The sequence below is a fragment of the Colwellia sp. 20A7 genome (assembly GCF_009832865.1).
GTDB lineage: Bacteria > Pseudomonadota > Gammaproteobacteria > Enterobacterales > Alteromonadaceae > Colwellia.
Genome location: NZ_CP047130.1, coordinates 4,508,344 through 4,529,566 on the forward strand (window position 1 = coordinate 4,508,344; position 21,223 = coordinate 4,529,566).

Sequence of the window (21,223 nt, forward strand, 5' to 3'; positions counted from 1 at the left end):
CTCGTTTGGTATTACATTAACTAATTAAGGAAAATAACTAATGAAAAACTCATTCCAACTTAATCTTATTGCGGCTTCTCTGACGGCTTTATTTCTCAGTGGTTGTGGCGATGCAGAAACCAATATTGTTGAAAAAGATTCGATAGAAGTACCTGATGATAGCGATGACCATGATCACGACGATGATGGTGATGACCATGATCACGGTGACGAATATACAATTGAATCATTGGGACGACTAGCGGTGTTATCTGCCGAAAGTAATACCACAACCTTATATGATTTAGACGACGGCGATCTACTTGATACATTTTCATTAATTTATGATGGTAATGCCATAACTGCTTCTGCAGGTTACCGCTTTGCCGTAATCGCTAGTAGAAATAACGATTATGTTGGCTTTATTGATAGTGGCTTATGGCGTGAAGATCACGTTGAGCATTTACACGATTACCAACAAGCACCGGTAATGAGTGATTATCAATTAAACGGTAGTAGCCCAACACACATCATCAAAAGCGATGATGAAATGATTATATTTAATGACGGTAATGCTGATGCAGGTGTATCAGCCTCTGTAAAAGTGTTAAAAGATACTGATATTAGTGGTGAAACAAGTGAACTTCCGCATATTGATTACAGTATCAATATGCACGGCGTAGCACTGGCTCATGATGAATATTTATTAAGTACTGTTCGTCGTGACGATACTGAGACTACGTCTGCAGGCACATTACCTGATCAGGTAGCTGTTTATCATTTACACGGTAATGAATATGAACAAGAACAAATTTTAGATATTACTTGTCCTGACTTACATGCCGCATCACAAAACGATGATTACGTTGTTTTTGGTTGTACTGATGGAGTTTTAGTTGCTCATGAACATGATGGTGAATTTGAAGCAGTAAAAATTGCAAATATTGAATCAGTAGGTAGCTCTCGTATAGGTAGTATCTACGGTCATGAAGAAAGTGATTCATTAATTGGTGTTGCTGCTGATTTGCTATTCGCTATTAATCCTGAAGTCAACACGATGGAAAAACTTGAATGGCAACTTGCTGAGGGTGTTAGTGCGGTTTCTTATGCTTTTTCACATGAAGCAGAATACTTTTTAGTGTTAGATAGCGCAGGCTACCTTAACATTCTAAATTCGCATTCACATGATGGCGAAGCACATTGGGAGTTGGCAACTAGCATAGATATTTCTGAAGAAGATATTTCTACTATGCCTGAAGGTATGTCATTTAGTATGACTGCCGCTCAAAATGGTGATCATGTATACGTGGCCGACCCTATTGCAAAACATATCCTTCAAATAGACTTAGCAACAATGACTATTGAAGACGATATTGAAATAGGTTTTTCTGCTAGTGCTATAACTTGGTTAGGTATTGCTGAAGAAGCGCACGATCACTAAGTATTGTTCACAAAACTTAGTTAAGTAGAGGCTCCAACAATGATGGGGTCTCTATATTTTATTTACCTTTCGCCCACATATAATCAATAACAGGCGATAACCTCTCTGCAATTCTCGCTATTTTTATCAGCGTACATAGCCAACACGTCAGCTAAAACACAATAAATTTGTCAAAAGTAACCATTCAATTGAAAAAAAATAAAGGTTTCTCCGCCATTACTGTTACAGTGTTTAAATTCTCTAATATTAGCTAAACGCAGATCATGATATTATAGAAATATAACAAGGTTCGACAACACTTAACGCGATAAATGAAATTAGTTTGAGATAAAAAAATGAATAAAGTTGACGAAATTATCGTACATGCAGAGCAGTATTGTAAAAAACACGGCACCCGTTTAACACCGAAAAGAAAACAAGTATTATTCTCTCTTATTAAATCGGAAAAAGCGCTTTCTGCCTATGATTTAATTGATTTATTTGAGAAAGATTTTGGTGAGAAAATACCGGCTATGTCGGTATACCGCATTTTAGAATTTCTTGAAAAAGAACACTTAGTACATAAATTAAGTTTAGCGAATAAATATATCGCCTGTGCACATATCACCTGTGATCACGCCCATGGTGTACCGCAATTCTTAATTTGTGGTACATGTAATGACGTTAAAGAAATCACGATCAACAAATCGACCATTGATGAACTTAAACAGAATATTGAAAACGCCGGTTTTCAACTCGTTAGCCCGCAACTAGAAATGAACTGTATTTGTAATAGCTGCTCTGAAAAATAACTTAGTTATTGTAAGAGCCATTGCTCCCCTCTGGACTTAGAAATACAATAAAAAAACAGTGACTTAACATCAAATAAAAAATAATACGTTAAGCTTTCGTGTTTAAAAAATTGTTCAGGCCTTCTTCAAACCAATAGTCAAATTCTTGCTGATGATTAGGGTAAACTTCAAAAAGTAGTTGTTCAATATCATCTTCAGATAACACAGTACAAGGGTCTTCCATTTCCTTTGCTAATATTGCCCAAAGAACTTGCCTGCCATTTTCATTACTCATCAAAAAATAGAACAAAGCTTTACTTTGCTGATAAAGCTCGTGTGTTTTAACGCCATGCCAATCGGTTTTAGAAAACAATATTGTCGATATCTGCTCGGGGTATTGTCGATGTTTCAACCAAGTAAAATCAAATAACTGAATATCACCATTTTCTGATATTGCTTGGTAGTACTCTGCCATGCCTTCATTAATAAAACGTAAGGTGTAGCCAAAATATGTGTAATTAAGTGCATGTATTGCTTCGTGAACACCGACTTTAATCCCTTGTCCATAGTTTTTCACGTCAATTAAAGAGACGTTATAATAGGAAATGTACATTCCCTGAGTTCCTTCAGGTTCACGTCTATATTTTCTGGCTAAATCTTCATAATCTGCTCGGGTACTACTAAAGAGCATAGTTAACAACACTGTTTGATTCAATTCAATATTAAGTGATCTTTCAATATGCTGAAAAGCTGTATTCAACTTCTTTTTTAGTTCAAGGGTAAAGCTATCAGATTTAGCGTTGAGATTAGTATTAAGCTGAAAGTATTGATTTGTTAATACTAGCTTCTCTGGTCTTTTACATTGAACGTTTGGTGGTTCAACGAAGCTTGGTCGATTCACTTGAAAAGAATCAATGTCTTGATGAGATTGATCAACATCAGGCATGTGCGACTGAGCAGCACTTTTTACTTGTTGGTTTTTTGCAGGGACAAGCAGCTCAGCGGTATTTTCGTCCTCAATATTAGGTAGAAGTGTATTTACGACTAAATCAATGTAACGCTCACCGACAGTGAATGTTAGGGTGATAAGAATTACAGCAATCAATAAATAATAAATTTTTTTAGTCATTATGTTTCTAGTACACAAACAATAATTATTTGCTTTAGTGAAAGGGGATTACGATAAAAAACATACGGTTCATCATTCCCCATTACACATAAATCAAGGCTAACGCTTAGGCCAAATGGTGTTGCAACAATAACAATATTAAGGTCACAGAGCCAATATACTAGCAATGCTTAATTAAATAATTATTTTAATCAATAAAATCAAGTGTTAGCAGTAACCGACGTTCACCATTTGGTGCAGCAGGAGAACGGTGAACCAAACCAAATCCTTGGGTTTCATCCCAATTTTCGCCTTTTAGTAGCGCAACATCACCTTGATTAAGATGATTGATATTGTTTAGATCAGAAAAAAGCCCAGACTCTTCATCTGATTTTCCTTCATTCCCTGCGCCTAGCTTTGTACGATCAATCAAAGCATGTTCAAGCCACTCACTTGCGATACCTTGATAAGTTGTCACTAATCGACATGGGATACGATCTACATGAAAACGTGGGCACATTGCCTTCTCTAATAGTGTTAACCGTAACCCTGCATACTTAAGATCAAAAAAACAACAAAACATATCAACTAATAAAGCGATATCTTTACTCAGAGTTACGGCTGCATTATCGCTACCTAAAGCGTTACATAGCAGATCAAATGCATCCTCCGGTGACACAGTTAATCTCGTTGACTTTATCGGGCTTTCTTTTATAAACAACGCTACTGCAGAGTCTAGTTCTGGTGATAATTTACGTTTCCAAATGGCTATATTTATCTCTTCTTGGTATATATTAGAAAGCACTTGTGGATTAAATTCTTCTACTGAGCTCTCTGCTTTTAGGGTGTCTGCTGCAGGGCTTTGTGTGATTGCTTTTACTGCATTTTTCTCATTATTGCCATTAAGAACATCAGTGATCAATTCAGTAGTGGTAGCGGCTATTACATTCATTATTCTTCCTCCCACTCAGGGAAAGGGTCATGCAAGGTTAGCCAGTAATCTTTCCCTTTCAATAATTCTTCTTCTGATAACAAACAGCTATCTAGTGCTGTAATCATTGCGGCTTCATCTAAATTTTGACCGATAAAAACAAGCTCTTGACGCATATCACCAAAAGGTTCAACCCACTTTTCTTCAATTGCATCTAAAGACTCTTCATCTGTAGGCCAGTTTTCTCTGGGGATAGCTCGCCAAAACATTCCCGCAAAACCGTATCGTGCAATGCCCCCAGCTTGACTCCATTGTCCACAAAATTGAGGACGTGTTGCCAACCAAAAGTAGCCTTTTGAACGAATAAGCTTGCCAAATTGTTCGGTGTTATGAAGAAATTGATAGAATTTTTCAGGATTAAAAGGAGAGCGTGCTACGTAATTAAAACTAGCAATACCATACTCTTCTGTTTCTGGTATATGCTCACCACGCATCTCTTTAAGCCAGCCAGGTGCTTGCTGCGCCAGTTCAAAGTCAAACAAACCTGTATTCAAAATATCGTTTATATCAACTTTCCCTGAAGATATTGGGATTATTTTAGCGCGCGTATTAAGCGCTTTAATCGTAGCGATAAGCTGGTTGAGAGCTGAAGTATCGACCAAATCGGTTTTACTAATAAGTATTACATCGGCAAATTCAACTTGATCAACAAGTAAATCAGCAACACTACGCTCATCTTCCTCGCCAAGAGACTCTGCAGTGTCTTGCAGATACGTTGCCTTGTCGTAATCTTTTAAGAAATTAACAGCATCAACAACGGTTACCATCGTATCTAAAGTGGCTACATCTGATAATGACACGCCATCTTCATCAGCAAATGTAAACGTTTCAGCGATAGGTAATGGCTCAGATATTCCAGTAGATTCGATAACAAGGTAATCAAAATTGCCACTTTTTGCTAACTTGTTCACTTCTAGCAATAAGTCTTCTCTTAATGTACAACAAATACAACCATTGCTCATTTCAACGAGTTTTTCATTACTACGATTAAGTGATACTTCATTCTTAATGGTAGCCGCATCAATATTTATCTCACTCATGTCATTAACAATAACAGCGACTTTCTTGCCCTCTCTATTATTAAGAATATGGCTTAATACCGTTGTTTTCCCTGCGCCAAGAAAGCCCGAAAGTACCGTAACGGGGAGCTTATGTTCAATCATATGTAATTTATCTCTGATTCACCTACTAATTAAAGATATGTTACAACGTATCATTGTGTTTTTCTAGTATACTCTTAACAATTATTTTTTAATGATGCGAAGAAAAATGTTTTCTAGCCTAAACTAATACCGGCATACATATTTAGAAACAATTAGGCTGGTCTTAATCTTCAAACTATGAAATTTATTTAATGTTCTGAAGGTCTTTTCAGTATCGATATTTTATAACCCCTTCTACTTAACCTTATAGGCATTTTTTATAATGATAAATTTTAAACCCTTTCTAATTAGCTTGTTAATTTCACTAAGCTTTATGTCGGAAGCCGCACTAGCAAAAGATTTAGACACCGATGTAAAAATACAACCCAAAGTAATTTTCTTTGATGTTAATGAAACATTATTAGATCTTGGTAATGTCGGTAAATCAGTTTCTAAAGCCTTGGGCGGACGAGATGAGCTTGTTCCTTACTGGTTTACCACAATGCTACACTATTCTTTAGTGGGCAATATGATTGGTGAATACAATAGCTTTGGTGAAATTGGTATCGCATCACTAGAAATGATTGCTAATCAGAAAAACATACCACTAACGAAAGAAGAAGCGCGTAAGGCAGTACTTACTCCTTTTAGAGATTTAGCCCCTCACCCTGATGTAGTTGAAGGATTAAAAAGATTACGTGCAATGGGTTATACCTTGATCACATTAACCAACTCATCTGATGCAGGTATTGCTGCTCAATTAAAAAATGCCAAACTAGCAGAGTATTTTGATGGTTCATTAACAGTACAAAACTTACAAACCTTTAAACCTGACTTAAAAGTTTATCAATGGGCGCAAGAGCAAATGAACGTTGCTCCTGAAGATGCCATGTTAATTGCGGCTCATGCATGGGATATAGCTGGTGCAGAAAAAGCAGGATGGAGCACAGCTTTCATTCTTCGCCCGGGTAAAGCGCTTTATCCGCTAGCAGGAAAGCCTGACCTTACAGGTAAAGATTTACTAGAAATAGTTGACCAATTAGAACCTAATGCTGCAACTAAGTAATAGTAAATATTCATTCTGTAGATATTTATTGTTTGGTATTAATGTATTCAAACACTAAACATAAAATATAAGACATAAAAAAAGCGGTCAATATCAATTGAACCGCTTTTTTATTTCACTAAATCCGGGTGAAAATCTCCTATGCCTTAACTCTTGATCAGGTTATCAAGTTCCTTTCTTGCTAAGTACTTGTCCATGGTTGAGCGTAATAACTTGTAAAGTAAAATTGAACCGTCAATTTCTTCTTTACGGTTCGTTAAACTTTCAATATTTAAACCGAGTGGTAAATCATAAGGTACTAACGCATCTAATATTTGCTGTAAGCTATTACAACAAATGCGAATAGACTCATATAAAGGTTTTTCTGCATTAAGTATACGCAAGCTGGTTGCTTCAGGAACACGCACACCTAACCAGTCAATAAACTCTAACGTTTTTTTACTACCACAAGGTGAAAAGGTTAAAATAATACGTTGTGGTTTTAAGCCTTGCTGTTGGCATTCAATAGCGTAACGAGTCAACATATCAATAGTGGCTTGAGGGTCATAAATTGCTTGTGATATAAAGAAATTACAGCCTTGTTGATGCTTTTCAATTAAGCGTTGGTGTTCATTACCTTTTTTAGCATGACGCTCGGCAATCGTAATGCCGCCAATAAAAAAATTGTTCTGATTTTGTACCAGCGTTTGGTATGCTTCACCAAGCGGTAAGCTAATTTCATTATTCTTTGATGGGCTACCCACCAGCACTACATCACGAACACCAAACTTTTGCCATGCTTCATCAGCCCAAGTATTAAATGCTGCTGCATCTGACTGCACTACACTTTTGTATGTAATAACTGGACGTTTTGATTTTTTGTTTAATAACGACGAATATAAACGTGGATCATGTGTACTTTTAAACGGAAAAGGACGAGGAACATTCGTTCTTGAATCTTCATCTTGAATGTCATAAATAATTAACCCGTCAAAATCGATATCACTGACACGATCAAGTAATTTAGTAGCAATATCTTCTACTTGTTCAATAGGAGTATCACTTTTTGGCGGTGTAGTGCCAATAAAGTAAACACCACGGGAATTATCGTTATACCTAATTCTTAATTCTGATTCATTTTCTAGCATAATTATTTCGCAAGTTATGAGTGAAAGCCGATTTTGATGATGAAGGCTCATTAATGAACAGCAGTATATCAGTAAACTTTACACTTTTAAATAGACGTTTAGCCGTCTAGAAGACAAAAAGGCTAATCGCATCTTTTTAGGTTTATTTCGCTAGTATGGGTAATTACGTATGGAGAAACAGGTAAAGAAATAGGATTTTTAAATTTAGAATTAATAAGTTAGATAAAAAACTTAGCTAACCTCATATATGATTTACTTCCATATATGAGGTTAAATGAGGATTACCTTTAAAACTGGTAAGAGGCGGTTAATCGAATATCTCGTCCTGCTTCTTTAATCCCTACAATGCTTTCGTAACCGTCAATATGTCCATAATCAGCAACACTACCATGACTTCGGTAAGATTCATCAAGCAAGTTTTGCACAGCTAAATCGAATGTTAAATTTTCTATCGGTGAATATTTAACATAAGCATCAACTACCGTATAACTAGGCTTATCAATTGTTTCAAGCTCGGTAAGCCAACCTAATTCAATAGAGCGATGGAACACTTCAATGTTATTTAAGCTGGCAACATAGTTGATGTTAAAACCCATTTCTAGTTCATCGGTCATTTCATAGTTAACATTTACGTTTAATGAATCGCCAACTGCATTACCTAAACCACCATATTCATATGCCGCTAAATCAACACCGTCTAAAATAACCGTGCTAGATCCTGACGCATCATTGGCATCAGGCCAAACAAATGGGGCATTATTTAACTCGACGTTATTACTGTTGTAGCTAACGATCACGTCAAAATTATTGGCTTGATAACCAACAACTAACTCAAAGCCAGTCGACTCTAAATCACCAATATTTTCATAAAAAACACCTTCGCCACCTTTAAATTTATCAAAAACAACATCGCTGATTTCGCTAATATACGCTGAAGCTTCAAAAATAAACGTGCCATCATTGTATTGTAAACCAAGCTCTTTGTTAGCAACGTTTTCAGGCTCTAAATTATTGTTATGGGTCAATTCTCCCACCGTGAACGCATCAGCAACTTGTCTGCCACGTAATGCTTCAGCATAGCTAGCCGATAGTTTTAAGTTGTCGGTTAAACTATAAACTACACCAAAGTTACTGCTAAAACCGTCTTGTTTTTTAGTTGAGAAAGTTTCGCTTATCGTTACTGGATCTCCACTCGTATCAGTTTCAACAACCCAATTACCATCAACTTGTATCCAATTGGCTGACTGGCCTACATGGTCTAGTTCATAGGAATCATGACGTATACCAAAGCTAACGAGTAAATCATCATTAAATTGCCAATGATCTTGCACATATAACCCGGTAACAGTTCCTTCTTCATCATAAATACCACCAAAGTCCTCATAAGATTGCGCATGTACTTTGTCAACTTTACGTTCAACACCATAAGTTAATGAGTGATCGCCTAAGTCACTGGTATTGCGGATGTCAAAACCTGTGGTTTCTATTGAGGCATCCCAGGTGTACAACTCACGTTTAAATGAGGAATCGGTTTGATATAGCGTGGTTTCTAGATTAATTAAATCACTTAGATACCAAGTATGATTGAGGACTATCGTTTCACGCTCACCCCAAGATTCATATAATGGATCATCAGCTAGCGGTGCCCAGTTAGTTTGCTTGCCGAATTTACCTTCTTCTTTGCGACTTTCATAACTAACTGTAAGCTTTTGATTTTCGGTTAAGTCCGCATTTACTTTTACAAAGGCGAGTGTTTGATCTGCAGCAGAGCCAGGAATTTCTTTTCCGTCACCATCTTCCATATTATCTCGGCTAACATTAACAAAAGACGCTAAAACACCAACCTCTTCTGTCGCTTTACCGTATAAAGAAATACTTTCTTTATGGCCGCTATTTGAGAAATAGCTAGCCTTAGCAATACCACCAAACTGCTCACCTTCACTCAGTAAGTTATCAGCACTTTTGGTTTTAAAACGAATAGCACCGCCAACAGCTCCTGTGCCTGCTGTTGCTTCACCCGCGCCAGCTTGCACTTCAACACTTTGTAATAATTCAGGTTCAATTGATACTCGACCAATATGATGAAATAACGTACTTGTTTGTGGGGCACCATCAACGGTTACATTTACCATTGAGTCTTCTAAACCACGTACATAAACTTTTTGTGCGACACCTAAAGATCCACCCACAGTCACAGAAGGAGTTTGACGAAATATGTCTGCTAAATCATTTGCTTGATATTTCTCAAGCTGCTCTGGCGTTATTTTTGTGTTGGTAGTAGCACCAACAACAACAATTTTTTCAATAGCTTTTACTTCCGCTACATTCTCTTGTGTATTAGCATATACGCTAGTATTCACGAAAGCTGCGGCAACACCTACACTTACAAGTGCCTTACGAAACACGTTTTTTTGCTTGGGTATAAATGACATGATAAATTCTCAGTTGCTTTATTAATGAGAATTATTACTATTTAGCTTAGCTATTAATACAACTTTTACATTTGTTACATTTACGTAATAGGAATCATTATCGTTACATTAAGGCCGCCTGCTTGATGATTTTCCGCAAATATATCTGCCCTAACACTATTTAAAAGACGTTTCGCTAGTGCTAAACCAAGGCCAAAACTGTCACTGCCATCTTCACGTGAGTTATCTACTCGAAAAAAAGGCCTGAATATTTTATCTAAATATTGCATTGGCACTCCAGGTCCTTGATCAGTAACCTCAATGCAATAATGACTGTTTTGTTGGCTTAATTTCACTCGTACTTTTTTACCTATAGGTGTATAACGCAACGCATTACGAATAATATTCTCTAACGCAGGACAAAGTGCTTGGTGACTACTATTACTAATAACCGCATTGTTAGGCGTTTCAAGTATTAATTCTCGGTCTGAAAATTCAAATTTAGCATCATCAATAACAACATCTAGTAAATCCACTAAATCTACCGCTTCACGCTGAATAATAGGCTTTTCATTATCTAGCCAAGCGAGTGTTAACGTGTCTTCTACTAATTTACGGATATAGGTAGACTCTCTCGATATTCGTTCGAGATGTTGATGACTATTGTCAATTTCAAAGTTATTTACTGCAATATCTAAGCGAGTTAATGGTGTACGTAATTCATGTGACAAATCTGAGATAAGTTGTCGTTGATTAGCAATTAATTCGCCAATTCGGCTAGCCATTTGATCAAACGTAGACGCTAAATGAGCAAGTTCGTCATTTCTGCTACCAAGTAATTTTCTCACTCTAACGTCAAAGTTTCCTTTACTAAACGCCGAGGTCGCTTTGTCTAATTGATGTAAGGGCGTGATAATGTGTCGATATAGCCATGTTGAAAGTAAAACTAATACCGCCAATGGTAAAATTACTTGTAAAACGATTCGAGTAGTTAACCAGTAAGCGCCAGGCCTCATTCTCTCTGGCAATTCAATTAAAAAACTGGCGTTACTATCCGGAAACTGCAACTCCATTGTCGGATTACGCTCAAAATATAAATGTATTTTCCAGTCAACATTACGCCCAAAATGCTGACCCGTTATTAAATCCTCTTTAAGTTGCTCACCGGCAATATGCTCAATATCAAAGCTAGCTACAGCCATCCATGTATTTTCTTGTTTGTGCAAGATATCTAACCATTGGTTTAGGCTCTTCTGGTCACCTAATGAATAAAGGCGTTCAGCTTCGGCTCCCCACGCCTTTAATTGAGTGCGATCTTTTTCAGCAATAAAGCTCATTCCTTCTTCAGCTTTAGAGGTCAACACACTTAAAACATAAAAAAAAGCAACAAGTCCAGTAGCAATAATTAAACATGATTTCCAAAGATATTGCCTATTCATTTAAAACAATATCCTTTGCCATGCACTGTTTGTAAGCGATCACCTAACCAATTAGCTTCATTAAGTTTTCTGCGTACTCGGCTTAAATGCATATCTAAACTGCGGTCATATACTCCTAGCTTTTTATTTAATACCGCTTGATATAAATCAGCTTTACTAATAATTTCATTCTGCTGTGATATTAACTCCCACAGCAACTTAAATTGTATGGTAGTGAACTCTACTTCTTCACCATTTACCTTGATGAACTGCTTAGCAGCATTGAGTGTTAAGCCATCAATAGTTATTTCAGTAGCTTTCTTTGGTGATATTTTTGGCTGACTTCGTCTAAGTAAACCTTCTATTCTTAATAGCAGCTCTTGGCTATTAAATGGTTTCGCGACATAGTCATCTGCACCGTGAATTAACCCCAAAATTCGCTCTTCTTCAGCGCCTTTCGCAGAAATCATAATCACCGGTTGTTGACTTGTTTCTCTTAACGTTTTTAATAAAGAAACACCGTCTAATTGAGGTAACATTTTATCAAGTAAAATAAGCTGATGCTGTTGTGTTTGAGCTAGTTTCAACCCTGAAACACCATCAAAACATTGCTCGACGATATAGCCTGTTTTAGTTAATAAGTCGGCGAGGTAATTATTTAGAATACTGTCGTCTTCAATTAACAAGACTTTTATTTTTGACACAATATAGATCCGACACAACAATGAATGATAACTATTACTATTTGTAACACTAATATTAATGTCTGTAAAAGTAAAAATAGATGAAATAACGGAAGTAAGCTTTTCTCCGCCGCTTAACTGTCACTTTCATATCCGCTTTACCCGGGTTTTCAATCACCACAACGTCGTTATTAGAGAAAGGACTTAAAGGGTTAACAGCAATCACTGTCAGTAAAATACCTCAGACCACAATTAAACGTCTCTAATATTGATATTTACTTAGCTTGCTAAGTAAATTGATCGCTGTATAATACTTAGCAAGCTAAGTATTATGAAAATTGTGAGAATTATTATGTCAAAGCCACTACCTAATAAACAAAATGTCAATAATCCAAGCCTAGGTTGGTTGCTAAGTAGAGTAACTCGTCTATGGCGTGGCGTTATATCTCAAGCAGTGAACCCCATGGAAATGACAGAAGCGAGATGGTCAGCGATGATGAATCTTAAAATGTTAGGAGAAGGGACTTCACAACATATGTTAGCTACCGAATTAGGTATAGAAATGCCTTCTTTAACCCGTACAGTTAACCAACTCGTTAATTTAAACTTAGTCGAACGACGTCCTCATCCAAGCGATGGTAGATGTCATTGTTTATGGTTTACCCCTGCAGGAAGTGAATGCATAGAAATGTTAACCGGTAGTGTAAACATGGTTCGCGCAGAGCTTACTAAAGGAATATCTAACGATGAACTCAACGCACTATTTAAGGTACTTCGCAAACTAGAACAAAACGCTTCTATTATGCTTAACAAATATCATGAAGGTGAGAAATAACCATGGCTCCAGATCAAATCTTTAAACGTTGGGTGCATGTTGCACTTGTCGTCTTTGCTATTTCTTTTGTCTATTTTTTATATGCCGATTTATGGATGCCGATTAGTACACAATCTAGAGTATTGCACCCTGTAGCAAATATTTCAGCCAAAGTGAATGGCCAAGTAAATAAGGTCTACATCAACAATAATCAAAGCATACAACAAGGCCAGCTACTGTTTAGTTTAGATAAAGAACCTTATAAAATTGCTGTTGATAAAGCAAAATTAGCCTTAGAAAGTGTTGCCCAAACTAACCATCAATTAGACGCTGCGATTACCGCTGCACAAGCGATGGTAAAAGTATCAAAAGCCAATATTGACGAACTAAAACTAGAGGTAGAGCGAGTAGAACGTTTAATTAAATTGGATACCGTTTCTCGTCAACTTTATGATAAAATCATGTCTAATTATCAGTCGGCACTAGCTCAAGTAGACGCATCTAAAGCCGATGTATTGAAGCTTCAAACTCAACGAGGATACGCTGGCGGTAACAACTTACTCTTACGTCAAGCCGAAAACACCTTACAAAACGCTGAACTGCAATTAAGCTATACAGACGTACATTCAGCAGTCTCTGGCCGGGTAACCAATTTACAATTACAACCAGGAAAATATGCACAAGCCGGTAACCCTGTTGCTGCAATCGTGTTAAAAAAAGGTGACATTGTCGCTGATTTTCGGGAAAAATCATTAAGCAACGTGAAAATAGGCAATAAAGCCTCAATCGTATTTGACGCTTTGCCAGGTAAAGTATTCGCTGGCACAATAGTCGCCATTGATGCCGGAGTAAAAGACGGTCAACTAAATGCTGACGGCGTGCTTGCTGATCCTGTTAACTCAGACCGTTGGGTGCGCGATGCACAGTATATGCGTACTCATATAGCCATCACTGATCAGCCTACATTACTCGAAACGATGCCCTCTGGCGCCAGAGCGACGGTACAATTACACCCAGGCGAAGGGCTGACGCATTGGTTAGGCAGCGCGCAAGCTTATATCATCAGTATCATTCATTACATCTACTAGTCGCAATATAATGAAACGTATCCTTAAAAAGCCCCTGTCTGGCGAAAGCAATATACTTAATCTTTCGCATAGAGCACTTACTGGCAACGAAATACAACAATGTTTACGGGTCGCTTTTGGTGCTACTTTAGGTTTCACTATTAGTAAATTAATGGACTGGAATTACGGCACCTTCTTTACTGTGTATCCGATGTTGTTATTGGGTTTAGTACCGGTACTCAATGCGCATATTATTCGTCAGTTTTTAGCAAATATGGCGGTAGCGAGCGTATTTATACTGCTAGTACACGGCATGATTGGTGACCAACCCATTCCCATGACTATTGCTGTCTTTTTGATGTTCGCTTTTATGTTTCGATGCATGTCTCAAGGCCCTTATTTTTTATTTGGAGCCTTAGGCATCGTCAGTTTATCGGTGCAATTACATTTTGTTAGTTACAGTAACGTGTCAGCAAATGATCTCGTTATGTCAAACGCTACCGCCTGCATTTTAACGGTTTTTCTGGCCATTTTAATGCATATAATATTTCCTGATGTGGAAGGCAGAGGCAAACCTCCTATTGTTAATAAACCGAAAAGTAACAGTCGTCACGAAGTTATTTTGGCCGCAACTGTCGCAACCTTATCTTTTGTTGTTTTTCAGGTACTCGATTTACAAGACTCGCTATCAGCACAAGTTTCTTCGGTATTAATTTTATTTCCTCTTAACTGGTACGGCGCTGGTCGTGCGGCACTAAACCGAGCAATTGGTACACTAGTAGGATGTAATGTTGGATTAGCTTGGCAACTGATATTACTGCAACATTCCGGTATTTTATGGTTTGTTAGCATCGCTCTGTGGATTAGTATCATGCTATTTGCGCGTTACCATGCCCTCGAAGGCGGCGGCTCTGGTGCAGGGTTTGGCGCAATGACAACCATGGGGATTTTATTTGGTCAATATTTAACGCCACAGCAAGACTTAGTGTATAACAGCCTATACCGTTTTACTTCGGTGTCTGTTTCTGTGGGATTAACATTAATAGTTGTCTACTTAATGCACCGACTGCTAAATAAATTTGTCAGTACTCGATTTGTGCTAGATCAGCCATAATTAAAAACTCACGTTTTCAGGAATCGTTTATTAAATTTCTAATGACTCACTGTTTTTGAAAATACATTGATAACAACGGCTTACACCAAAATCAGCAGCATTCCTATTATTGCCGGTAAGTCTAGTATTTGTTTATACAATTATTGAGGCAATTAAGACTATACCCATTCCCGCCCAGATAGCATACGCGATACCTATTGGAACCGTTTTAAGTACAAGCGAAAGGAAATAGAATACAACCACATAACCCACTACTGCGTTCTTTATTTAATAATTAGAACAACTAGTTATTAAAATAAATGCTTTTATTTGGCCGTTTTTCCTGCGTATAAAGTAGATCACTTAATTAATGAAACTGGTATAAACAATAACGTTAACGTTACCTAATGCACAGTTTGTTATACAAAAAAACCTAACTTAATGTATCGAAACAAATTAAGTTAGGTTTAGTTTTTGCTCATCATTCAATTTATTTTATAGCACTTAATAAGTTACATACGGCGTCATACCTTGATAATCAACTGCCATTGCAATGCTTAATGCCGTAATATTAATAATTGAAAACGCAAATACCTGACGCGCCCAACCAACAATATCGATATCACGACGATATCCGCGCAAAGCCATAAGTAACCACCAAAAACTGGTTGTACAGGCAACTGCCATAAAGGCTGCCCCGGTAAAACCACCAATAGGTAATAACATAACAACAAGCGCATATATTGCAATGTACATAACAATGTGATGTTTCGCTTTATCGATACCCTGTGACACTGGTAATACTGGAATATTAGCCGCTTGATAATCTTTAAAGCGGAAGATGGCAATTGCATACGAGTGCGGCATTTGCCATAAACAGAACATCACTAATAAAATTAAGGCTTGCATATCAAACGTTCCCGTTACCGCACAGTAGCCAACAACAGGCGGAACCGCACCTGAAAGACTACCGACAAAAGTACCGTAAACAGAATTACGCTTCATATATAGGCTGTAAACACCGACATAGATAAAGTAACCAAAAGCTGCAAAAAACACAGCCACAGGCGTTGTATAGGCGATTAATAAACCAAAGCCAATAATCCCTAATACAACTCCATGACTTAATGCTGTGATAGCAGACATTTCGCCAGTAACTGTCACGCGTTTACGGGTTCGAGCCATGATGATATCTATATCTCTATCAATCACGTTATTAATGGCACAACCCGAAGCAATGACAAACGATAAACCACTCAGGGTTGCAGCCATTAACCAAGGGTCAACAACGCCCCGAGAAGCTAATAAAAAACCACCTGCTACGCTGATGAAATTCCCCATAATAATGCCCGGTTTAGTCACACTTAAATACCGACGAAACATATTAACCTCTCTTAACAACATTTATTAGCTGCAATTAGTACATCATCATTGCGTTGGATGCGTAAATAATCCAAACAGATAACCCAACCACCATAATGATAATGAGCGCACTGAACAGAAACGAGAAACTACTTGCTCGTCCATCTTCAGTGATAAAGTTAAGATGTAAAAAATACTTCAAATGCACGAAAATTTGGATGATAGCTAAACTGACAATACTCCACAGTGTCGTCACTTTTGAATAATCGCCACTCATCACTAGATAAAATGGAATCGCGGTTAAGATAATCGATAATACAAAACCTATTAGGTAACTTTTAACGTTACCGTGCGATGCATCATGATGTGTTTCATTATTGCTCATTACATTGCCCCCATTAAATAAACAACCGTAAATACGCAGATCCATACAATATCTAAAAAATGCCAAAATAAGCTTAAACAACTTAAACGGGTGACCGTCGCTTTACCTAAGCCACGACGAGCAACTTCTATCATCATAATGGTCATCCAAATTAACCCAGCGGTTACGTGTAAACCATGTAAGCCAACTAAGGCGAAAAATGAACTCAGAAAAGCACTTTGCTGTGGACCATTACCGTGTGCAATTAAATGCTGGAATTCATAAATTTCCATTCCAATAAATACCGCACCCAAACAAAAAGTAATCGCTAAGAATACTAATGTCAGGGCTTTCTTTTGGCTATGGGCTGCAATCATTGCAAAACCAAACGTAATACTACTTACCAATAAAGCAGCTGTTTCAATCGCGACAAAATCTAATTCGAAAATATCTTTACCAGAAACGCCCCCCGCCGTGTTCATAAATAACACGGCATAAGTCGCAAAGAATGAGGCAAATAATAGGCAATCAGTCATTAAATATAACCAAAAACCAAAGACAGTATCACCCGAAGTGTCATGATGTTCATGTACTGGGTGTGTTGATACCGCGTCTACGTTTACAGAAAGTGTACTCATGCTTTTACTCCTTCACGACCACTTAAATTATAAGCTTGTTCAGTTTTTGCTATTTCTTCAGGTTGTACATAATAGTCAACATCATTGCTATAGCAACGTTTAATAAATACGCTAATAGCGCCAACAAGCCCAACAATAGCCAACCACCAAATATGCCAAATCATTGCAAAACAGAACACAGATAAGGTTGCTCCCATGAATACACCCGCTGATGTATTTTTAGGCATATGTATTGGGCTATAACTTGTTTTACCTTGATAATGCAGACCTTTTTCTTTCATATCAGTCCATGCGTCAATATCATCAACATGCGGAATTTCAGCAAAGTTATACGCTTGTGGTGGCGATGACGTTGCCCACTCAAGTGTGTGGCCGTTCCATGGATCACCCGTTTTGTCATCTAACACTTCGCGATCTCTAAAGCTCACATACAATTGAATAACTTGCGCAATGATGCCAAACATAATAATCACGGCACCTACCGCTGCAATATATAACCAAATATTCCAATCTGGATTATTAGTGTGGTTTAAACGACGTGTCATCCCTAAGAAACCCAATACATATAACGGCATGAAAGCAACAAAGAAACCAACGATCCAGCACCAAAATGACACTTTTCCCCAGTATTCATTGAGCTTAAAGCCCATGGCTTTCGGGGAACCAAAATGCAAAACCAGCAAGGTAACCAAATACTGCACCACCAATAATAGTGTTATGAAAATGCGCAATGAGGAACAAACTGTTATGCAGCACATAATCGGCACCAGGAATAGCTAACAATACGCCTGTCATACCACCAACAGTGAAGGTCACCATAAAGCCAATAGTCCACAATACAGGTACTGTGATACGTAAACGGCCACGATAAATGGTAAATAACCAGTTGAAGAGTTTAACCCCCGTTGGAACAGCAATAATCATAGTCATTACACCAAAAAATGCATTAACGTTGGCGCTTGAACCCATAGTGAAGAAATGATGCAACCAAACAATAAAGCCTAAAATTGAAATAGCACCACTTGCATAAATCATTGATTTATAGCCGAATAAACGTTTACTAGTAAAGGTAGAGATAACTTCAGAGAAAACACCAAAAGCAGGTAATACTAAAATATAAACTTCAGGATGACCCCACGCCCAAAACAAATTAATGTACATCATGGCGTTACCGCCACCATCATTAGTGAAAAAATGAAAATCCATGTATCGATCAAGCGTTAACATCGCTAATACTGCGGTTAAAATTGGGAATGATGCGGCAATTAATATGTTTGCCCAAGTACAGGTCCAAGTGAAAATAGGCATTTTCATTAGTGTCATACCTGGTGCACGCATTTTAAACACGGTGACTAAAAAGTTAACCGCCGTTAATAGTGTTCCCAGCCCAGATATCTGCAAGGCCCAAATATAATAATCGACCCCCACCCCAGGGCTAAAACTCAACTCCGACAGTGGTGGATAAGCAACCCAACCTGTTTTAGCAAATTCACCAAAAACTAGTGAAAGATTAATTAATATTGCACCACTAGCGGTTAACCAAAAGCTCAAATTATTAAGAAAGGGGAATGCCACATCACGCGCACCAATTTGTAATGGCAAAACGATATTCATTAAACCAACCATAAATGGCATTGCCATAAAGATGATCATAATGACACCATGCGCCGTGAAAATTTGGTCATAATGTTCAGGGGGCAGATAACCTGCAGCACCACTCGTTGCAAGTGCTAACTGCGCTCGCATCATAATGGCATCACTAAAACCACGAAACAGCATAATTAAAGCAAGTAAAATGTACATAACGCCTAAACGTTTATGGTCAACCGAGGTGATCCATTCTCGCCACAATATCCCCCATTTTTTATACTTTGTAATAAGCGCAAAAAGAACAAGCCCTACAAATACAATGACAGCCATAGTAACCATAATAATGGGTTCATGAAATGGAATGGCATCTAACGTTAAATTACCTAAAAATGGCATAGTTATTCCTCGCCTTGGATGTGAGATGATTGCGCTGGATGTTTATCCATTTTATGTTCCATTTTTTTCATACCGGTCATGTCTTTCATACCTGACATGCCTGCCATATATTTCATAATAATGGTATGGAACAAGTCTTTTTCAACATCGCCATAGTAGCTTACAGGGTTGTTTTCACTGGCTTTGGCTAACTCATAATATTCAGCTTTGGTTAATGTGTTTTTCTGTGCCTTAACTTCACTTACCCATTTATCAAAGTCCGCTTGGGTAGGTGTGGCAATAGCATTAAACTTCATTCCTGAGAAACCAGCACCACTGTAATTTGCAGAAAACCCTTTAAAAGTACCTGGTTCATTCGCAATTAAATGCAATTTGGTTTGCATCCCTGCCATGGAGTAAATTTGACTACCCAATTGCGGAATAAAAAAAGAATTCATGGTGCTTTCTGACGTGATTTTGTATTCAACGGGTACGTTAGCCGGAAAGACCAATTCATTCACCGTAGCAATACCTTGCTCTGGGTAAATGAATAACCATTTCCAATTTAACGAAACAACTTCAACGGTAATATGTTTACCATCAAGCGGCTTATAAGGGTCTAACCGATGAGTAGATTCCCAGGTTATAATACCTAAGATAATAACGATAATAATCGGAACAGCCCAAACGACAGCTTCAATTTTATTAGAGTGCGCCCATTTTGGGGCATAAATTTCATGAGTACGTGTATCTCTATATTTCCAAGAAAAATATAAAGTCATCACAATAACGGGGATAACAACAAGTAGCATAAGAACAGTGGCGATAATGATTAAGTTTTTTTCATCAATACCTACCTGCCCTTTCGGATCAAGCACTCCGCCTTCACAGCCTGACAATATCAGTACAATGCTAGCTAAAGCTATATTACAAAGGTTTCGAATTAACAATGGAATATCCTACTAACACCAATGCCATTAAATTATTGTCTACTTGTGCTGATTAAAATAAGTCAAAGTTGCGTTGTTTTTAATTACAATAGCCAGCTATCGCTCAATCAAACGCCTTACCTTGATCTATTTTTTCTTCGCACAACAAGATCAAAAATTTAATGTAAATGGTATAACCTAAATTCAAACAAATTATTTTATTAGATAAAACAACAATATAAGTTTTTCCCGACGAATTTTAAGCAGCAGAATGTCCACTATTAAAAGGTGAGAAAATATAATGAAGTAGTTGAAATACAGACGTACTGCTGCCACAAGAGAGAGCTAAACAGTTAAAAAATAAAAGTCGTAATCAACTATTTATATAAGGGAGGTGCACGACAACCGTGCGTATGTATGCCTATAAAAGACTGTAAAGATTCGCTAAACTCAAAAGCTGTTTTGCGTAAAACAATACCTGCCCTATGTGTAGGGAAGATAATAAAAAATAACCAATATAAACCGATGAGCAAACAACCGTTCATGGCTGGTTGCATAAAGAAATAAACAATATTCGTAAGAATTGACTCAGATAAAGCCCCTTCGTTGAATAAATAATTTAATTCAGAGAGATCTTCAATAAAGCCACTTAATAACATCATCGAACTGATGATTAATATACTAAGAGCGGTAAAGAGTCTTGCACTAAAAAAAGTGACAGGCACACTCAATTTCAACTGACTTACTGTCGATTGAGTATTTGTATGCGGGCAGTTTTTACAGCTCAAACCTATAACCTTAATGATGATCTAACCAGCTTACGATTAAATAAGCCTTACTATAGTTTGCACTTTT

General features: G+C 37.4%; 18 protein-coding genes and 2 pseudogenes. 6 read left to right on the forward strand and 14 right to left on the reverse strand.

Annotated features, from left to right (window positions below):
* The first annotated feature begins 40 nt into the window (after positions 1-40).
* Complete coding sequence (locus GQS55_RS19435) at positions 41-1,420, forward strand: 5-methyltetrahydrofolate--homocysteine methyltransferase (RefSeq protein WP_159822314.1); 1,380 nt, start codon at positions 41-43, stop codon at positions 1,418-1,420.
* Between the two features lie 335 nt (positions 1,421-1,755).
* Entirely contained in the window at positions 1,756-2,211 is a 456-nt protein-coding gene (locus tag GQS55_RS19440) for a Fur family transcriptional regulator (protein ID WP_159822316.1), read from the forward strand.
* Positions 2,212-2,299: 88 nt separating this feature from the next.
* On the opposite strand, the gene GQS55_RS19445 is transcribed toward GQS55_RS19440, so the two are convergent.
* From GQS55_RS19445 to zigA, 3 genes are all read right to left on the reverse strand, one after another.
* The gene (locus GQS55_RS19445) at positions 2,300-3,319 is read right to left on the reverse strand and encodes a hypothetical protein (protein WP_159822318.1); all 1,020 of its coding nucleotides are present in this window, start codon (positions 3,317-3,319) and stop codon (positions 2,300-2,302) included.
* 187 nt (positions 3,320-3,506) lie between these two features.
* Positions 3,507-4,250, reverse strand: a complete 744-nt coding sequence (locus GQS55_RS19450; RefSeq protein WP_159822320.1) for a DUF1826 domain-containing protein — start codon at positions 4,248-4,250, stop codon at positions 3,507-3,509.
* Complete coding sequence (gene zigA, locus GQS55_RS19455) at positions 4,250-5,452, reverse strand: zinc metallochaperone GTPase ZigA (RefSeq protein ID WP_159822322.1); 1,203 nt, start codon at positions 5,450-5,452, stop codon at positions 4,250-4,252. Before zigA ends, GQS55_RS19450 begins: the two co-directional genes overlap by 1 nt.
* Positions 5,453-5,714: 262 nt before the next feature.
* Between zigA and GQS55_RS19460 the strand changes: the two genes are divergently transcribed.
* Positions 5,715-6,497 carry a haloacid dehalogenase type II gene (locus GQS55_RS19460; protein WP_236559707.1) on the forward strand — a complete coding sequence of 261 codons (783 nt, stop codon included), beginning with the start codon at positions 5,715-5,717 and terminating at the stop codon, positions 6,495-6,497.
* A gap of 146 nt (positions 6,498-6,643) precedes the next feature.
* Here GQS55_RS19460 and GQS55_RS19465 read toward each other — a convergent pair whose 3' ends face one another.
* The 4 genes from GQS55_RS19465 to GQS55_RS19480 all read right to left on the reverse strand — a co-directional run bounded on the left by GQS55_RS19465 (position 6,644) and on the right by GQS55_RS19480 (position 12,157).
* Entirely contained in the window at positions 6,644-7,624 is a 981-nt protein-coding gene (locus tag GQS55_RS19465; protein ID WP_159822324.1) for a methylenetetrahydrofolate reductase, read from the reverse strand.
* Between the two features lie 287 nt (positions 7,625-7,911).
* The gene (locus GQS55_RS19470) at positions 7,912-10,056 is read right to left on the reverse strand and encodes a TonB-dependent receptor domain-containing protein (protein ID WP_159822326.1); all 2,145 of its coding nucleotides are present in this window, start codon (positions 10,054-10,056) and stop codon (positions 7,912-7,914) included.
* Positions 10,057-10,136: 80 nt separating this feature from the next.
* Positions 10,137-11,474 carry a histidine kinase sensor domain-containing protein gene (locus GQS55_RS19475; RefSeq protein ID WP_159822328.1) on the reverse strand — a complete coding sequence of 446 codons (1,338 nt, stop codon included), beginning with the start codon at positions 11,472-11,474 and terminating at the stop codon, positions 10,137-10,139.
* A complete protein-coding gene (locus tag GQS55_RS19480) occupies positions 11,471-12,157 on the reverse strand; it encodes a response regulator transcription factor (RefSeq protein ID WP_159822330.1) in 687 nt (228 codons plus the stop codon). Before GQS55_RS19480 ends, GQS55_RS19475 begins: the two co-directional genes overlap by 4 nt.
* Before the next feature lie 331 nt (positions 12,158-12,488).
* Here GQS55_RS19480 and GQS55_RS19485 point away from each other — a divergent pair, with 331 nt between their 5' ends.
* The 3 genes from GQS55_RS19485 to GQS55_RS19495 are packed head-to-tail and all read left to right on the forward strand — an operon-like array spanning position 12,489 to position 15,131.
* Entirely contained in the window at positions 12,489-12,971 is a 483-nt protein-coding gene (locus GQS55_RS19485) for a MarR family winged helix-turn-helix transcriptional regulator (protein WP_159822332.1), read from the forward strand.
* 2 nt (positions 12,972-12,973) lie between these two features.
* A complete protein-coding gene (locus GQS55_RS19490) occupies positions 12,974-14,038 on the forward strand; it encodes an HlyD family secretion protein (RefSeq protein WP_159822334.1) in 1,065 nt (354 codons plus the stop codon).
* Between the two features lie 7 nt (positions 14,039-14,045).
* Positions 14,046-15,131, forward strand: coding sequence for a DUF2955 domain-containing protein (locus GQS55_RS19495; protein WP_442872201.1), 1,086 nt, complete (start codon positions 14,046-14,048; stop codon positions 15,129-15,131).
* Between the two features lie 80 nt (positions 15,132-15,211).
* Here the strand turns inward: GQS55_RS19495 and GQS55_RS19500 are convergent.
* The 7 genes and pseudogenes from GQS55_RS19500 to GQS55_RS19530 form a co-directional block, all read right to left on the reverse strand.
* A pseudogene (locus tag GQS55_RS19500) lies at positions 15,212-15,386 on the reverse strand (SMR family transporter); the annotation flags it as partial.
* 228 nt (positions 15,387-15,614) lie between these two features.
* Positions 15,615-16,493: a heme o synthase gene (gene cyoE, locus GQS55_RS19505; protein WP_159822338.1), complete on the reverse strand. Its 879-nt coding sequence runs from the start codon at positions 16,491-16,493 to the stop codon at positions 15,615-15,617.
* Positions 16,494-16,527: 34 nt separating this feature from the next.
* The gene (cyoD, locus tag GQS55_RS19510) at positions 16,528-16,857 is read right to left on the reverse strand and encodes a cytochrome o ubiquinol oxidase subunit IV (RefSeq protein ID WP_159822340.1); all 330 of its coding nucleotides are present in this window, start codon (positions 16,855-16,857) and stop codon (positions 16,528-16,530) included.
* Entirely contained in the window at positions 16,857-17,474 is a 618-nt protein-coding gene (cyoC, locus tag GQS55_RS19515) for a cytochrome o ubiquinol oxidase subunit III (RefSeq protein ID WP_159822342.1), read from the reverse strand. The genes cyoD and cyoC overlap by 1 nt, the downstream gene beginning before the upstream one ends.
* Positions 17,471-19,460 (reverse strand): annotated as a pseudogene (cyoB, locus tag GQS55_RS19520) (cytochrome o ubiquinol oxidase subunit I). Before cyoB ends, cyoC begins: the two are co-directional and overlap by 4 nt.
* Before the next feature lie 2 nt (positions 19,461-19,462).
* Positions 19,463-20,389, reverse strand: a complete 927-nt coding sequence (gene cyoA / locus GQS55_RS19525; protein WP_159822344.1) for a ubiquinol oxidase subunit II — start codon at positions 20,387-20,389, stop codon at positions 19,463-19,465.
* Between the two features lie 356 nt (positions 20,390-20,745).
* Positions 20,746-21,156, reverse strand: a complete 411-nt coding sequence (locus GQS55_RS19530) for a hypothetical protein (protein WP_159822346.1) — start codon at positions 21,154-21,156, stop codon at positions 20,746-20,748.
* Positions 21,157-21,223: the final 67 nt, after the last annotated feature.

Bases quoted from the DNA above. Each gene is read 5' to 3' on its own strand.
- cyoD (WP_159822340.1), bottom strand. From the start codon at position 16,857: ATGAGCAATAATGAAACACATCATGATGCATCGCACGGTAACGTTAAA.
- GQS55_RS19470 (WP_159822326.1), bottom strand. From the start codon at position 10,056: ATGTCATTTATACCCAAGCAAAAAAACGTGTTTCGTAAGGCACTTGTA.
- GQS55_RS19475 (WP_159822328.1), bottom strand. From the start codon at position 11,474: ATGAATAGGCAATATCTTTGGAAATCATGTTTAATTATTGCTACTGGA.
- GQS55_RS19460 (WP_236559707.1), top strand. From the start codon at position 5,715: ATGATAAATTTTAAACCCTTTCTAATTAGCTTGTTAATTTCACTAAGC.
- GQS55_RS19490 (WP_159822334.1), top strand. From the start codon at position 12,974: ATGGCTCCAGATCAAATCTTTAAACGTTGGGTGCATGTTGCACTTGTC.
- GQS55_RS19450 (WP_159822320.1), bottom strand. From the start codon at position 4,250: ATGAATGTAATAGCCGCTACCACTACTGAATTGATCACTGATGTTCTT.
- GQS55_RS19445 (WP_159822318.1), bottom strand. From the start codon at position 3,319: ATGACTAAAAAAATTTATTATTTATTGATTGCTGTAATTCTTATCACC.
- cyoC (WP_159822342.1), bottom strand. From the start codon at position 17,474: ATGAGTACACTTTCTGTAAACGTAGACGCGGTATCAACACACCCAGTA.
- GQS55_RS19485 (WP_159822332.1), top strand. From the start codon at position 12,489: ATGTCAAAGCCACTACCTAATAAACAAAATGTCAATAATCCAAGCCTA.
- GQS55_RS19465 (WP_159822324.1), bottom strand. From the start codon at position 7,624: ATGCTAGAAAATGAATCAGAATTAAGAATTAGGTATAACGATAATTCC.
- cyoE (WP_159822338.1), bottom strand. From the start codon at position 16,493: ATGTTTCGTCGGTATTTAAGTGTGACTAAACCGGGCATTATTATGGGG.
- GQS55_RS19435 (WP_159822314.1), top strand. From the start codon at position 41: ATGAAAAACTCATTCCAACTTAATCTTATTGCGGCTTCTCTGACGGCT.
- zigA (WP_159822322.1), bottom strand. From the start codon at position 5,452: ATGATTGAACATAAGCTCCCCGTTACGGTACTTTCGGGCTTTCTTGGC.
- GQS55_RS19440 (WP_159822316.1), top strand. From the start codon at position 1,756: ATGAATAAAGTTGACGAAATTATCGTACATGCAGAGCAGTATTGTAAA.